The following is a 15,389-nucleotide window of genomic DNA, read 5'->3' on the forward strand; positions in this document are numbered from 1 at the left end:
GGTGGCTGACGGCGCAGCGCGATCCCGCCAGTTGCCCGCGGACTGGCTACGATCGGCAGGTGGCGGATTGGAAGCGTGGCGTGCGCAGGGTGCTCTACCCGGCGTACGAGGCACGGATGCTGCGCCACATGCCTGACAACCTGCCGCAGCACGTCGGGGTCATGCTCGACGGCAACCGCCGCTGGGCCAAGGCCGTCGGCCACGACACCGCCCACGGCCACCGTGCCGGAGCGGCGAACATCGAGCCGCTGCTGACCTGGTGCGACGAGATCGGCATCCAGGTCGTCACCCTGTGGCTGCTGTCCACCGACAACCTCAACCGCCCGGCGGCCGAGCTCGAGCCGCTGCTGGAGATCATCGTCGACGCGGTCGACTCCCTCGCCGACCAGCAGCGGTGGCGGCTCAACCCGGTCGGTGCCCTCGACCTGCTGCCGCCGGGCATGGCCGAGCGGCTCAAGCACGCGGCCGAGCGCACCAGCGACGTCGACGGGATGATCGTCAACGTCGCGGTCGGGTACGGCGGACGCCGCGAGATCGCCGACGCGGTCCGCTCCCTGCTGGTCGAGGCCTCGGCGCAGGGCCTGTCGATCGACGAGGTCGCCCAGCAGATCGACGTCGAGCACATCGCCGACCACCTCTACACCAAGGGCCAGCCCGACCCGGACCTCGTCATCCGCACCTCGGGGGAGCAGCGGCTCGGCGGGTTCCTGCTGTGGCAGAGCGCGAAGTCGGAGTTCTACTTCTGCGAGGCCTACTGGCCCGACTTCCGGCGCGTGGACTTCCTGCGCGCCATCCGCGCCTACGCGCAGCGCGAACGCCGGCACGGGGTCTGACCTGCAACCGAGGTGAGGCGGCACACATCACACCGGGCATGAAGACTCCAGCCCTCGCCGCCGCGGCCCTCGCGCTGCCGCTGCTCGTCTCGGGATGCGGGGGTACGACGTCCGCCGACCCCGCACCCACCGTCACGCCCACCGTCGGCACCAGCCCTGCCGGCCCGGCCCACAACCTCCCGCTCACCGCCGCCGTCATCCACCAGCTGCTCGCCGTCGCGACGAGGACCCACCAGCAGAAGCCGAGGTCGTTCTCGGGCTTCGAGCACGGCAGCACCTTCTACGCCTACGACCCGGCCACGAAGACCTGGTGGGCCGCCGGCGCGCTCGTGGCCGCGGACCCGAACGGCGGCGCGGCCGTCTCGCTCAACGACGAGGGCGCCTACGACGTGCTCCACCGCACCGCCGGCGGCGCGTGGGTCGACCGCCTCTCGGGAGAGGCCGGCTACGACCCGCCCCTGGCCCAGTGCAAGCAGTGGCCGCCGCTGCGCGTGCTGCGGCTGTGGCACTGGTCGCAGAAGGTCTGCGCCGAGCCCCGCTGGGGCTGAGCGTCAGCCCTCGACGCGCAGCAGCGGCTGCACGGTCTGCCGGCCGCGGTGGATCCACGCCTTGACCGTGCCGAGCGGGACGCCCATCTGCTGGGCGATCTCGTTGTAGTCCAGGTCCTGCAGGTCACGCAGCACCAGCGCCTCGGCGTGCTCCGGGTGCGTCGCGGCGAGCACCTCGAGCGCCTCGAGCAGGTCGAGCCGGCTACCCGCGATGACCGAGGTGGTGCGCGGATCGGCGGCCTGCGGCAGCTCGTCGTACCCGCGCTCGGCGGAACGCCGCTTCAGGGTCCGGTACGTCGAGCGGGCGCTGTTCGACGCGACCGCGTGCAGCCACGTGGTGAACCGCGACCGGCCGCTGAAGGTGTGGATCTTCGTCGCGACCAGCAGCAGCGCGTCCTGGGTCGCCTCCTCGGCGTCCTCGGGGTAGAGCAGCATCCGGCCGCAGATCCGGCGGACCCGGGGCTGGATCGCGGCGAGCAGGTCCTCGAGGGCCTCGCGGTCGCCGGCGGCGGCGCGGGCGGCCAGCTCGTCGAGGTCCGGAACTTCCGCGGCGTCCATCGGTGGGCTCCCAAGATCCTGTCGGCGATGCACCGGTTTGCGTGCCGAATATGTGCGCCACAATACCCAGGTGACTCTCCCGGAACGGCTCGGCCGGCTGCGCCGCGTCGACCGGATCGGCGCCGGCGGATTCGCCACGGTGTGGCTCTACCACGACGACGACCTCGACTCGCCCGTGGCGGTCAAGGCGCTCGCCGACAACTGGGCCGCGCGCGCCGACGTACGGGAGCGGTTCCTGGAGGAGGCGCGCATGCTGCGCCGCGCCGACTCCGACCACGTGGTGCGGGTCTACGACATCGGCGAGGCGGACCAGACCCCCTACTTCGTGATGTCGTACGCCGACCGCGGCTCGCTCGCGACGTTGACCGACGAGGGAGCGATCTCCGCGGACCGGGCCGTGGACCTGATCGCGCAGGCCGGCATCGGGGTGCACGTCCTGCACCAGCGCGGCATCATCCACCGCGACCTCAAGCCGCAGAACCTGCTGCTGCGCTCCGGCGACGACGACACCGAAGAGGTCCTGGTCGCCGACCTCGGCGTCGCGAAGGCGATGCTGCACGCGAGCGGACTGACCCAGGTGGTCGGCACACCGGCGTACATGGCACCCGAGCAGGCCATCGGCCTCGGCATCGACCGCCGGGCCGACGTGCACGCGCTCGGCGCCGTCGCCTACCACCTGATGACCGGCCGGATCGCCCGCAGCGGCGGCATCGCCGACCTCGGCACCGCGCAGCGGCCGGTGCCGCCCTCCGAGATCCGCCCCGAGCTCGCGGCGTACAACGACGTGCTGCTGCGCGCCCTCGCGCACGACCCCGAGCAGCGCTGGCGTGACGTGCCGACCTTCGTGGGTGCGCTGAGGGCCGCGCGCAACGAGGCGGCGAGCTCGGAGTACGCCTTCCTCTACGAGGCACCGCGGTCCGCGAACGCCGACACCGTCTACCTGCAGCGCACCTCGCTGGAGAGCCCGGTCCCTCCCGCGGCCCCTGTGGCTCCGGCACCGGAGGAGTCCGGCCGTCGCCGCCGCCGGGTCCCGTGGATCCTCGCCGCCTGCTTGGTCGTCGTCGCTGCCGTCGCCGGCGGCGGCTACGCGCTGATCGCCAACCAGGGCAAGGGCACGGCCGGCGGAGCGGTGCCGACCTCCGGCGCGACGTCCACGACGCCTCCGGTCGTCATCTCCCCGGACGTGACCTTCCCGCCCTTGGGCCTCGGCGTCGCGCTGACGGAGCGCCACACGGTCGTCTCGAAGGACGGCTCGACGAGCTGGAGCTACGAGGTCCCGAAGGGATGGACGGCGACCAACGTCGTCACCGGTGATTCGCTCACCGGCAAGCAGATCGACAACCAGACCGAGGTGCGGTGGCGTCCGCCGGACGCGCCCAAGCTCGGCGGTTACACCTTGCGCTTCGAGGCGCTCGACCCGACGAAGACCCAGGCCCAGAAGCGGGCCGAGCAGATGGCGGCCATGCGCTCGGTGGTGACCAGCGGCAACGGGTTCGACCTGCACTTCCTCCGTGACCGGCCCAACGACGGGCTGTGGTTCACCTACGTCGACGGCTACCACCACAAGCGCTACAACTTCTTCCAGTGGATGACGGTGCCGTCGGGCCTGGTCGGCCTGGAGGTCTCGGTCGCCGGTCGCTACGTCGACTGGAGCGGGCTGCAGAACCTGATCGGCAACGTGATGGGCACGGTCCACCCGGTGGGTTAACCGACAGTTCACCGGCGTCGCGGTTTCCGGCGAGAAATCCGACCATCACTGCACGGCCCCGGTTTGCCGTCCGTTTACCGGCGTCACCCCGAACGGTCGGGTGATCAGTTCACCCTTCTGGCGTCGCAAACCGCGGCATGCCACGGCCCTTCGGGGGGCCCCGGACCTGGATCTATGGTGACGACCCTCCCGTTTCGCAATGCTGCTGCGCCCGAAGCCACACCTCGCCGGCTGAGCCGCAGGGCCACCGGTGCCGACGCGATCTTCGTGAACGTCGCGCGCATCGTCGGCGCCTCCGTCCTCGTCATCACCGGTGGCGTGGGCGTGTTCCTCGCCTGGCAGGCGGTCCCGACCCTGCACCACTACGGGCTGCACTTCCTCACCGAGCAGCAGTGGGACCCGGAGTCCGACGTGATCGGCATCGCCGGCGTCGTCGTCGGCACCATCGAGATCGCGGCGGTCGCGATGTTCTTCGCCTTCCCGCTGTCGCTGCTCACCGCGCTCTACATCAGCGAGTACGCCCCCGCGCGGATCAAGGCCGTCCTGGTCTCCGCCGTCGACCTCATGGCGGCGATCCCGTCGATCGTGTACGGCCTGTGGGGCTTCTTCCTGATGATGCCGCACGCCGCCGCGTTCTCCTGGTGGCTGCAGAAGCACTTCGGCTGGATCCCCCTCTTCCAGATCCGAGACACCGACCCGAACAGCCCCGTGTGGGACGCCAGCCGCTACATCGGCAGCGCCTTCTGTGCCGGCATCGCCGTCGCGATGATGGTCCTCCCGATGGCCTGCGCCGTGATGCGGCAGGTGTTCTCGCAGACGCCGCCCGGCGAGCGCGAGGCCGCCCTGGCCCTCGGCGCCACCAAGCTGGGCGTGATCACGAACGTGGTGATCCCGTTCGGTCGCGGCGGCATCATCGGCGGCACCATGCTCGGCCTCGGCCGCGCGCTCGGCGAGACGATCGCGGTGGTCCTGATCATCTCGCCCGCGTTCGAGATCAAGCCCAACATCCTCGAGGTCGGCGCCAACTCGGTGAGTGCGCTGATCGCGGTCCAGTTCGGCGACGCCAGCTCCGCCCAGATCTCGGCACTCCTCGCGGCGGGCTTCGTGCTGTTCCTGATCACCCTCGTCGTCAACACCGGCGCCGCGGTCATCGTCAACCGGAGCCGCTCCGGATCGGACGCCGACGCATGAGCACCACGACCGCCGACACCGCGTTCGCGGGCAACGGGGACCGCGAGGTGCCCCGCACCACGGTGCCCGAGCAGGCCAGCGGGCCCACGACGTACGTTCCGACCAGGGATGTCGATGCTCCGCCGGCCGTGCCGCGGCCAGCGCTGAGCGCGCCGAACGCGGACGAGATCTTCGTCCGCGGCGGGGCGTGGCTCGCCGCGCTCGGCCTCACCTGGCTGATCACGCAGCGGTTCCTGCCGATGAGCGGTCTCGTCTGGTTCCTGCTGGTGCTGGTGGTGACCGGCGTCGTGATGACCGGCCTGCTGACGTCGATGACCGGCACCTTCGTCGAGGTCCGTGACCGGATCGGCGGGGTGCTGGTGCACGTCGGCGCCATCATCGTCGGCGTCGCGCTCGTCTCGACCGTGGTCTTCGTGTTCGTGCGCGGCTGGCGCCCGGCGGTGCACTGGAACTTCTACTCCCAGGACATGTCGGCGGTCGAGCCCAAGGCGCCGTACACCGACGGCGGCATCCTGCACGCCATCGTCGGCTCGTGCATCCAGCTCGGCATCGGCCTGGTGATCACCCTGCCCCTGGGCATCGGCACCGCGGTGTTCATGACCGAGGTCGGCGGCCGCTTCGCCAAGATCGTCCGGACCGTGGTGGAGGCGATGACCGCCCTGCCGTCCATCGTCGCCGGCCTGTTCGTCTACTCCGTCGCGATCCTGACCCTCGGCCTGCCGCGCTCGGGGCTCTGCGCCGGCTTCGCGATCGCGGTGATGATGCTGCCGATCATCGCCCGCGCGTCCGACGTGGTGCTGCGGGTGGTCCCCGGCAACCTGCGCGAGGCCAGCCTCGCGCTCGGCGCGAGCCGGTGGAAGACCGTCTGGCACGTCGTGCTGCCGACGGCCCGGCCCGGCCTGGCCACCGCGGTGATCCTCGGGGTCGCCCGCGGGGTGGGGGAGACCAGCCCGGTGCTGCTCACCTCCGGCGCCGCGCAGTTCCTCGTGACGAATCCGGTCGGATCTCCGATGAACTCGCTGCCGCTGTTCATCTACACCAACGTCCGCAGCGGTGAGCCGAACTCGATCGCCCGGGCCTTCGGTGCCGCGTGCGCCCTGATGGCGCTGGTTCTTCTCCTGTTCGTCACCGCACGTTTGATCGCCCGCCCGCGGAGCAATTCCAAGACTCCGTTGGTCAGGCGGATCACCCACCTGTTCCGGATCCGTCGGGGTCGCACGCCCGCGCCCGACGCCCGCCCGTCCGCCAACCCGCCTGTGCCTCAGACCGAGGTCGTCATTCCTGGGAGCTCGTCCTGATGCGCCGCCTTCGCCGTACCGCCTCTGCTGCCGCCGCAGCCCTGCTCGCCCTGGCGATGACCGGTGGCATGGTCGGACCTGCCGACGCGACCGCGTACGTGACCATCCAGGGCACCGGCTCGACCTGGTCGCAGAACATCGTCAGCGTCTGGATCTCGCACGTGAACGCGGCCGGCATGCAGGTCGTCTACACCGGCGGCGGCTCGTCCAAGGGCCGCAAGGACTTCGCGAACGACACGGTCGACTTCGCGATCTCGGAGATCCCGTACCAGGGGACCGACCCCAACACCGGGCAGGCCGACCGGTCGAACCGCCCGTACGCCTACCTGCCGATCGTGGCCGGTGGCACGGCGTTCACCTACCAGCTCAAGATCGGCAACACCCAGGTCAACAACCTGCGCCTCTCGGGCGAGACGATCGCGAAGATCTTCACCAACAAGATCACCAACTGGGACGACCCGGAGATCACCAAGGACAACAACGGTCGCAAGTTCCCGTCGCTGCCGATCACCCCGGTGGTCCGCTCCGACGGCTCTGGGACGACCGCGCAGTTCACCGCCTGGCTGGACAACCAGTACCCGTCGATCTGGCGTCCGTACAACGGCCACGCCGGCCTGACCTCGATCTACCCCCGCCAGGGCCGCCAGCTCGCCGCCGGTGGCTCGGACCAGGTCATGAACACCATCAAGAGCTTCGCCGGCAACGGCACGATCGGGTACGTCGAGTACTCCTACCCGGTCAACGCCAACTACCCGGTCGTCAAGGTCCTCAACAAGGCCGGCTACTTCGTGGAGCCGAACCAGTACAACACCGCCGTCGCGCTGACCAAGGCCAAGATCCGCGACACCCTCCCGATCAGCAACCCGCTGTACCTCACCCAGGACCTGACCGGCGTCTACAGCAACCCGGACCCGCGGGCGTACCCCATCTCGTCGTACTCCTACATGATCCTGCCGATCGGCACGGACGCGCAGGACCCGCACATGAACACGGCGAAGCGGCAGACGCTGGCGGACTTCCTCGACTACTCGCTGTGCGAGGGTCAGGGATCGGCCGGTCAGTACGGCTACTCGCCGCTTCCGCTCAACCTCGTGCAGGCCGGGTTCAAGCAGATCGCGCGGCTGAAGCAGGCGGACCCCGCCGTCACCCTGAACGCCAACGACCCGACGAGGTGCAACAACCCGACCTTCGACGGTCACAACCTGGCGCACAACAAGCTCGCCGACATCGCTCCGCAGCCCGCGAGCTGCGACAAGGTCGGCCAGGGACCGTGCGGCGACGCCACCGGGACGAACCCGACCACGCCGAGCGCGGCCGCGGGCGGTAGCGGCAGCACCGCCGGCAGCGGGACCGGTACGACGGGCAGCACCGGCGGCTCCGGCCCCGCCGCGGCCGGTGGCGGCACCGTGGACCCGGAGACCGGCCAGGTCGTGTCGGCCGGCGGCACCGGCACCACCGCGACCGGCTCCACCGGCGCGGTCTACGCCAACCCGACGCTCGTCTCCGCCCGCGCGGGTGACGGCCGACCGTTCGGCGTGCTGGCCGTCATCGAGCTGCTCGCACTCGTGCTCGTGCCCGGCTTCTTCGTCTCCTACCTGCGGCGCCGTCCCGGGGGACAGCAGTGATGCATCGTCGCGTGTCGGTGGGCTCCGCCCTGTTCGCAGCGCTCGCGTTCTCGCTGGCCCTGCTCCTTCCCGGATCCACGGTGTCGGCGTCGGCCCACTCCACCCGTGTCGCCTCGTCCGCGCTGTCAGCAGACCGTGACCCCTTGCTGCGGAGCAGCTCGAGCTCGAGCTTCAGCGGCTCCAAGGTCGTCAACCGCTACCTGGTCGACAGCAGCGGCACGAAGCAGCCCATCTTCGCCCCGTCGTACGACGTGCACGTGCACGTCGACAACACGACTGAGCTGCGCGGCCGCGAGCGGGTGCACATCACCTGGTCGGGCGCGCGTCCCAGCGCGGGCCGCGCCGCCGACCCGTTCGGTGCCAACGGCATGAACCAGGAGTACCCGATGGTGCTCCTGCAGTGCCGCGGCACCGTGCGGACGGTCACCCCGTCGACCTGCTTCACCTCCACCTGGAACCAGCGGTCGGCGATCCTGCCGGGCAGCAACCCGTACGGCGCGATGTGGGCCGCCGACGACCAGGCGACCGCCGCGCAGCGCGACATCCACCCCTCGCTCCCGGCCGCGTGCACGAAGGACACCGACCCGGGCACCGCCGGTGTCCAGGCGTACGTGCCGGACGGCAGCAACGTCCACCTCACGCCCTTCATCGCGAGGAGCGGCAAGGTCTACAGCGCCTGCAGCGCGGCCACGATGCCGCCCGAGGCGGCCGTCGACTCGGCCCTGCCCCCCGCCGAGGTCGCGGCCTTCACCGACGAGAACGGCAACGGCGCTGCGGACTTCGAGGTCCGCTCGGCCGACGACAACGCCTCGCTCGGCTGCGACAGCCACACCGCCTGCACGATCGAAGTCATCCCGATCACCGGCATCTCCTGCCAGTCCGCCTCGACGTCCGCGGTGCCGGAGGCGGCGGGCAGCTGCCAGAAGCAGTACGGCAAGTGCCCGCCCGGCAGCGTGTACGGCGGTTCGGCGTGCCCCGGCACCGACACGGCCGTGACCGCCGCGTGGTGGTGGTCGCCGTCGAACTGGAACAACCGCATCTCGGTCCCGATCAAGTTCGGGCTCCCGCCGAACGTCTGCGACCTGCTCGACCCGCGGCCGCCGGTCAGCTTCGTCGGGTCCGACATCATGTCGCAGGCGGCGCTGCAGTGGGCGCCGGCGTACTGCCTGAACAAGAAGCGCTTCAAGTTCCAGCACAACGCGATGCCGGAAGGCACCGCGTGGATGAACATGCAGACGAACCAGGCCCCTGCCGCGTTCGTGTCCAACGAGCACCCCGCGGTATCCGACCCGGTGGCGTACGCCCCGACGGCGATCACCGGCTTCGGCATCGGCTACGTGATCGACAAGCCGAACAACGGCGGCGAGTACAAGAACCTCAGGATGAACGCGCGGCTCATCGCCAAGCTGCTGACCGAGAGCTACAACGGCCGCTCGGGCACCGATCACCCCGGCATGCAGGACAACCCGGTCAGCATCGTGAACGACCCCGAGTTCGAGCAGCTGAACCCGGGCCTGGACCACACCGACCGCGAGGCCGCGGCGACGCTGATGTCCCTGTCGATCCCGTCGGACCTCATCGAGACCCTGACCGAGTACCTCGCCCAGGACAAGCAGGCCTCGGAGTTCCTGGCCGGCAAGCCGGACCCGTGGGGCATGGTCGTCAACCCCGCGTACGGGCCCCAGGGCAAGGCCAAGTTCAAGCTGCCGACCGACAACTGGCCGCTGCTCGACGATTTCGAGCCGGCGTTCCAGGACGACTGCCACCAGGCGAACCCGGCGGTCTACCTCAACCAGGTCGCGGCCCCGGTCAGCACGCTGCGGCAGATCTCCGACGCGCTCCTGTCCGGGTGGCCGCTGGTCTCCACCCGCTGCGACGGCACCGGCGTCGCGAACACCTACCAGCTCGGCCGGGTGGACCGGCAGAGCTTCGGTTCGCGCTTCATGATGGGCATCGTCAGCCTCGGCGACGCTGCTCGCTTCGGCCTGCGGACCGCCGCCATCCAGACGACGAGCGGTCACTACGTCGCCCCGACCAGCGCCAGCCTGTCGGCCGCGGTCAAGGTGGCCAAGGAGCCCACCGGGGCACCCCAGGGGCCGTTCTCGATGGACGTGAAGGACGTCGTGAAGAAGGGGACCGCCTACCCCTTCACCCAGATCGTCTACACGGCGGCGAAGACCCACAACCTGGCGCAGAAGCAGGCCGACACGGTCGCCTCGTTCATCCGGATCGCGACCACCGAGGGTCAGCACCCGGGACGCGGCAACGGCCAGCTGCCGGCGGGCTACCTCCCGCTGACCAAGAAGGGCGTCACCGCCAAGCTGTTCTCCGCCGCCCAGGTCGCCGCCCGTCAGATCGCCGCCCAGGCGGACCCCACCGCCTCGCCCACCGGGTCGGGCAGCGGCACGGGTGGCACGACCAGCGTGCCGTCCGGTCCGGTCTCCGCGCCCGCCGCCGCGTCGGGTGGGGCGCCATCGGCCGCCGCCTCGCCGAGCGGCGCCTCGCCGTCCGGCGGTCCGACCGCCCCGGTCACCACCGCCGCCACGCAGGCGGCCAGCTCGGACATCGGCTACATGATGCTGCCCACGCTGTTGGTCCTGGGCCTCCTGGCCTCGGTCGGCTCGGTCGTGAGCTGGTTCATGGGGACCCGACGGAGCTCGCTGTCGTGACCGCCGTACACACGCCTCCGCCGGCCCCGACCGGCGGCGCGGACACGAGCAACGCGGGCAAGCGCCGAGCCGCCGAGAAGCCGGCACGTACGCCGCGTCCCCCGCTGCAGGGTGGCGCCGTCGTCTGGCACACGACGCTGACCGTGGTCGCCGTGCTGTGCCTGTGGCTCGTCGTGCACCTGATGTTCTTCGGCGCGATCTCCCACGCCCGTCAGCAGTCGCTGCTGTTCGGTCAGCTCCGCTCCGACCTCGCCGGCGCGACCGCGCCGGTCGGACCGGGAACCGAGCCGGGAACGCCGGTGGCGCTGCTCGACATCGCCCCGATCGGCGTGCACGAGGTCGTTGTCGAGGGCACCTCGTCGGGGGACCTGATGGCAGGACCGGGCCACAAGCGCGACACGGTCCTCCCGGGCCAGGTGGGCTACTCCCAGATCTACGGACGCGCGACGACGTACGGCGGACCGTTCCGCCGCCTCGCCGAGCTCCGCGTGGGCGATCGCATCGACGTGACCATGGGGCAGGGCCGGATCACGTTCCACGTGATCGACCTCCGCCGTGAGGGCGACCCGCTGCCGCAGCCGGCGGCGCCCGGCGCTGCCCGCCTGACGCTCGCGACCTCCATCGGTCATGGCTTTCTCGGGGGCCTGACCCGCGGCTCGACGCTGTACGTCGACGCGGAGGCCGCGAAGGGCTTCGGCTCGCCCGGTGGCTACTCGCCGAGCGTGCCGTCGTCGGAGGAGGCGATGAAGGCCGGCACGGAGGCCCTGCCGCTGCTGACGCTGTGGCTGGCGCTCCTGGTCGGTCTGGTCGTGGCGATCATCGCCGCCCGGCAGCGCTGGTCGCTCGGGCTGGTGTGGGTCGTGGCGATCGCACCGCTCGCGGCGCTGAGCTGGCTGACGACCGACACGGTCATGCGCCTGCTGCCCAACCTGATCTGACCGCCCGCGCTCCACCGCACCAACCGCACCACCCACAGACGTCGAACACGACGAAACCCGAGAGATGAGGAATGTGATGTTCAAGCGCGCCACGTTGGGGGGAGTCCTCGCTGCGACTCTCGCCGCAACCACGCTGGGCCTGATCGGTCCTGCGAGTGCCAACACCGGTTACACCGTCGACCCCGACGACACCACCGGCTTCACCCCTGTCGCCGGCGACCTGATCGGCGTGGGTTCGGACACGATCCAGCACGCGATCAAGCTGGTTGCTGACGCCTACGACTCCACCAACCCGTCGGCACGGGTCTTCACCTACTCCGCGACGGTCAAGGACGCCACCACCGGCGCCGAGGTCGCGCCGACCGCGTCCGACACCATCCCGCTGCCCGACGGCACCAGCATCACCCGGCCGAACGGCTCGGGCGCGGGTCGCGCGCTCCTCGGCCCCACCGGCAACAGCAACATCGACTTCGCCCGCGCCTCGTCCTCGATGAGCGCGACCGACGCCAGCAACGGCCTCCAGCAGTTCCCGTTCGCCATCGACACCCTCGGTGTGGCGGTCGCGAACACCAGCAACGCGCCGGCGAACCTGACCATCAACGACCTGGTCAACATCTACAACGGCACCTACACGACCTGGAACCAGATCCCCGGCAACGCCGCGGGCTCGACGGCGACGATCGTCCCGATGCGGCCGCAGGCCAACTCCGGCACCGCCGGCTTCTTCGACGCCCAGCTCAAGGCGGCCAACAACAACACGGCCATCACCTACTCGGCGTCGGTCCAGACCGTCCAGGAGCACGACCCGACGCCGATCGAGGGCAACCCGAACGCCATCGCGCCGTTCTCCGTCGGCCGCGCCTCGATCCTGCCGGGCAGCCCGATCCACATCGAGAACACCGACAAGGCCACCGGCGGCTGGAGCGCCAAGCGCGCGCTGTACGACGTCGTGCGCGGCGCGGACGCCAGCAACCCGGCCATCCTGGCGATGTTCGGCCCGAACGGCTTCCTCTGCTCCGACCCGGCCTACGACCTGATCAAGAAGGCCGGCTTCGAGCAGATGGCCCGCCCGGACGCCGCCACCCCCGGTGACTGCGGTCTCGCGTCGCAGACGGCCTCGACCAACTTCACCGCGAACGTCGCGCCGACCCCGGTCGCCACGACCACCACGGTGACCGGCACCAGCACGACCGCCGGCAAGGCCACCCTCGAGGTCAACGTCACCAGCGGCTCGGGCACCCCCACCGGCAAGGTCGACATCATGTCGGGCTCGACCGTGGTCGCCAGCGGCCTGAACCTCATCGGCGGTCAGGTCAGCCAGGTCGTCACCAACGCGCCGGGTGCGCACTCGTACACGGCGACGTACACCCACAACGCCGACACCCTCTTCACCGACTCCTCGGCCTCGAAGAGCGTCGTCACCAAGGCCGCGTCGAAGATCACCGAGACCTTCCCGCTGGCGACCAAGGTCGGCGCGCGGGCCAAGGGCGTCGTCACCGTCGACCTGGTCGGCTCGGCCACCGTCCCCACGGGCAAGGTCGTCGTCAAGATGGGGACCAAGGTCGTCGGCAGCGGCACGCTCAGCGCCACCACCGGCAAGGTCACCCTGACGCTGATCAAGATGCCCAAGGGCAAGCACACCCTGGTCGCCAGCTGGGCGGGCAACGCGTACGGCCTCGCGTCGTCGCTGAAGTTCACCGTCACCCAGAAGTGACCCTGCACCACCCCTTCGGGCGCTCGGGCGCCTGAGACCCCCGCGGGAAGGGCGGGCCGGACCTCCTCCGGCCCGCCCGACCCGCTCAGATGATTGAGAGCTCATGACCAGCGTTCCGCCGACCAGCACCGACGTCCCCGCGATCGACGACACGCAGGTGATCCCTGCCGTCGACGGCCCCGCCCCGGGAGGTCACCCGCCCCTCGTCCCGGACCACGAGGTCCAGCCGGCAGCGGCGGGACTGTCCAGCGCCATGCTGCCCGCCCCGTCGGCGTACGGCGAGGAGCGGTTGGCCCCTCTCGCCGAGCTCGAGGCGCGTGACATCACGGCCTGGTTCGGCAGCCACAAGGTCCTCGACCGTGTCTCGCTGACGATGCCCGCCGGCCAGATCACCGCGCTGATCGGCCCGTCCGGCTGCGGCAAGTCCACCTTCCTGCGCATCCTCAACCGCATGCACGAGCTGGTGCCGTCCGCCCAGCTCGCGGGTGAGGTGCTGCTCGACGGCCAGGACATCTACGACCGCCAGAAGCGCCTCATCGACGCGCGCCGCGCCATCGGCATGGTCTTCCAGAAGCCCAACCCGTTCCCGGCGATGTCGATCCGCGAGAACGTCCTGGCCGGCCTCAAGCTGACCGGGACCAAGGCCTCGCGTGCGACGAAGGACGACCTGGTCCAGTCCTGCCTGGAGAAGGGTGGCCTCTGGAAGGAGGTCAAGGACCGCCTCGACGCACCCGGTGGCGGTCTCTCCGGGGGTCAGCAGCAGCGGCTGTGCATCGCGCGCTCGCTGGCGATCCGGCCGCGGGTGCTGCTCATGGACGAGCCGTGCTCCGCACTGGACCCGACGTCGACACGCGTCATCGAGGAGACCATGCTGGAGCTGAAGGAGGAGGTGACCATCGTGATCGTTACCCACAACATGCAACAGGCCGCTCGCGTCTCCGACCAGTGCGCGTTCTTCCTCGCGTCGCAGGGGACGCCTGGCGTCATCGTCGAGCACGGCGACACCGAGGCGATGTTCCAGTCCCCGCAGGACAGCCGCACCTACGACTACGTCAACGGTCGCTTCGGCTGAGCGATGTCGTCCCTCGCACGTGGCGGGGCCGTCCTGCTCGGGGCGGCCCTGCTCGCCGTTCCCACCGTGTGGTCGCTCGTCACGGATCCGGCGCCCACGACCCACCGGCTGATCAGCACCACCCCGCCGGTGTACGCCGTCGTACCGAGCGCCGCAGCTCCGCAGGCCGCCGCACCGGCGGCCGGGGTCGAGGACGTAGACCCAGCATGGGTGGCCCGCACCGCCGCGCGCGCAGGCATCCCCGCGACCGCGGTTCGTGCCTACGGTCGCGCCGTGCTCGCGGAGGGCCGGGCCGATCCGGGCTGCGCGATCGGTTGGACCACGCTGGCCGGCATCGGCTGGGTGGAGTCCCAGCACGGCACCATCGGCGGCCGCACCCTGCTGCCGACCGGCTACTCCTCCGCGCCGATCACCGGGCCGGCGTTGTCCGGCGGGCTGGACCGCGCCTACGGACCGATGCAGTTCATCCCGGACACGTGGGCGCGCTACGCGACCGACGGCGACGGCGACGGCAGCGCGGACCCGAACGACATCTTCGACGCGGCCGTGGCGACCGCCGCCTACCTCTGCGCGGACGGGTACGACCTTGCCAACTCCTCGGGCTGGGCGCAGGCGATCTTCTCCTACAACCACTCCCAGGACTACGTGAACCAGGTCGACGCGGCCGCGATCGCGTACGACCAGCGCACCCGCTGAGTCGGCGTCGTTGGGACTGGTTCCGTACCCTCGACCCACGTGAGCTTCCTGTCCCGCCCCGTCTCCGTCTTCCGCCGCGTCGCGATCGCCGAGGCGATCACGTGGGCGCTGCTGCTGTTCGGCATGTTCCTCAAGTACGGCCCGGCCGACACCCAGGTCGGTGTCCGCGTCTTCGGGATGATCCACGGCGTCGTCTTCATCTCCTACGTCGTCGCGACCGTCACCGTCTGGGTCGACCAGCGGTGGTCGGCCCGCCGCGGCCTGCTCGCGCTGGCGGCGGCGATCCCGCCGTTCGCGACGTACGCCGTCGAGGTGGTGGCCGTGCGCAACGGCTGGATCGGCGGGACCTGGCGGCTGCGCGGTGCCGCTGCCGAGGGCCTCTCGCTCCCTGAGCGTGTGGTGCGCTGGGTGCTGGACAAGCCGCTGCGCGGCCTCGCGGTCGCGGGGGTCGCGGTGGTGGTCCTGACCGGCGTCGCGCTGGCCGTTGGCCCGCCCGCGTCCTCCTGACTCTTCCGGGAACCGGATCCGGGCCGGTCGCG

The 15,389-nt window shown here is 70.8% G+C and carries 13 protein-coding genes; 12 read left to right on the forward strand and 1 reads right to left on the reverse strand.

Going from position 1 to position 15,389, the window contains the following annotated elements; genetic code table 11:
• Nucleotides 1-59: 59 nt before the first annotated feature.
• Nucleotides 60-833, forward strand: a complete 774-nt coding sequence (locus ACYVAQ_RS17800) for an isoprenyl transferase (RefSeq protein ID WP_460791779.1) — start codon at nt 60-62, stop codon at nt 831-833.
• Nucleotides 834-871: 38 nt separating this feature from the next.
• Nucleotides 872-1,381: a hypothetical protein gene (locus tag ACYVAQ_RS17805; protein ID WP_460791780.1), complete on the forward strand. Its 510-nt coding sequence runs from the start codon at nt 872-874 to the stop codon at nt 1,379-1,381.
• A 3-nt stretch (nt 1,382-1,384) separates the two neighbouring features.
• On the opposite strand, the gene ACYVAQ_RS17810 is transcribed toward ACYVAQ_RS17805, so the two are convergent.
• Nucleotides 1,385-1,939: an RNA polymerase sigma factor gene (locus ACYVAQ_RS17810; RefSeq protein WP_460791781.1), complete on the reverse strand. Its 555-nt coding sequence runs from the start codon at nt 1,937-1,939 to the stop codon at nt 1,385-1,387.
• Between the two features lie 70 nt (nt 1,940-2,009).
• On the opposite strand from ACYVAQ_RS17810, the gene ACYVAQ_RS17815 reads away from it, so the two are divergent.
• The 10 genes from ACYVAQ_RS17815 (at nt 2,010) to ACYVAQ_RS17860 (ending at nt 15,357) form a co-directional block, all read left to right on the forward strand.
• Nucleotides 2,010-3,647 carry a serine/threonine-protein kinase gene (locus tag ACYVAQ_RS17815; RefSeq protein WP_460791782.1) on the forward strand — a complete coding sequence of 546 codons (1,638 nt, stop codon included), beginning with the start codon at nt 2,010-2,012 and terminating at the stop codon, nt 3,645-3,647.
• A gap of 267 nt (nt 3,648-3,914) precedes the next feature.
• Nucleotides 3,915-4,838 carry a phosphate ABC transporter permease subunit PstC gene (pstC, locus tag ACYVAQ_RS17820; RefSeq protein ID WP_460791783.1) on the forward strand — a complete coding sequence of 308 codons (924 nt, stop codon included), beginning with the start codon at nt 3,915-3,917 and terminating at the stop codon, nt 4,836-4,838.
• Nucleotides 4,835-6,136 carry a phosphate ABC transporter permease PstA gene (gene pstA, locus ACYVAQ_RS17825; protein WP_460791785.1) on the forward strand — a complete coding sequence of 434 codons (1,302 nt, stop codon included), beginning with the start codon at nt 4,835-4,837 and terminating at the stop codon, nt 6,134-6,136. Before pstC ends, pstA begins: the two co-directional genes overlap by 4 nt.
• A complete protein-coding gene (locus tag ACYVAQ_RS17830) occupies nt 6,136-7,761 on the forward strand; it encodes a phosphate ABC transporter substrate-binding protein PstS (RefSeq protein WP_460791787.1) in 1,626 nt (541 codons plus the stop codon). Before pstA ends, ACYVAQ_RS17830 begins: the two co-directional genes overlap by 1 nt.
• The gene (locus ACYVAQ_RS17835; protein WP_460791788.1) at nt 7,761-10,430 is read left to right on the forward strand and encodes a hypothetical protein; all 2,670 of its coding nucleotides are present in this window, start codon (nt 7,761-7,763) and stop codon (nt 10,428-10,430) included. The genes ACYVAQ_RS17830 and ACYVAQ_RS17835 overlap by 1 nt, the downstream gene beginning before the upstream one ends.
• The gene (locus ACYVAQ_RS17840) at nt 10,427-11,368 is read left to right on the forward strand and encodes a class E sortase (protein ID WP_460791789.1); all 942 of its coding nucleotides are present in this window, start codon (nt 10,427-10,429) and stop codon (nt 11,366-11,368) included. Before ACYVAQ_RS17835 ends, ACYVAQ_RS17840 begins: the two co-directional genes overlap by 4 nt.
• A gap of 76 nt (nt 11,369-11,444) precedes the next feature.
• Nucleotides 11,445-13,082, forward strand: coding sequence for a substrate-binding domain-containing protein (locus tag ACYVAQ_RS17845; RefSeq protein WP_460791790.1), 1,638 nt, complete (start codon nt 11,445-11,447; stop codon nt 13,080-13,082).
• Nucleotides 13,083-13,335: 253 nt separating this feature from the next.
• The gene (locus ACYVAQ_RS17850; protein ID WP_460791866.1) at nt 13,336-14,154 is read left to right on the forward strand and encodes a phosphate ABC transporter ATP-binding protein; all 819 of its coding nucleotides are present in this window, start codon (nt 13,336-13,338) and stop codon (nt 14,152-14,154) included.
• A gap of 3 nt (nt 14,155-14,157) precedes the next feature.
• Nucleotides 14,158-14,850 (forward strand): lytic transglycosylase domain-containing protein, encoded by a 693-nt coding sequence (locus ACYVAQ_RS17855; RefSeq protein ID WP_460791791.1) that lies wholly within the window; start codon nt 14,158-14,160, stop codon nt 14,848-14,850.
• A 39-nt stretch (nt 14,851-14,889) separates the two neighbouring features.
• Nucleotides 14,890-15,357: a DUF3817 domain-containing protein gene (locus ACYVAQ_RS17860; RefSeq protein ID WP_460791792.1), complete on the forward strand. Its 468-nt coding sequence runs from the start codon at nt 14,890-14,892 to the stop codon at nt 15,355-15,357.
• Nucleotides 15,358-15,389 lie beyond the last annotated feature (32 nt).

It is taken from the genome of Nocardioides maradonensis, from assembly GCF_054777115.1.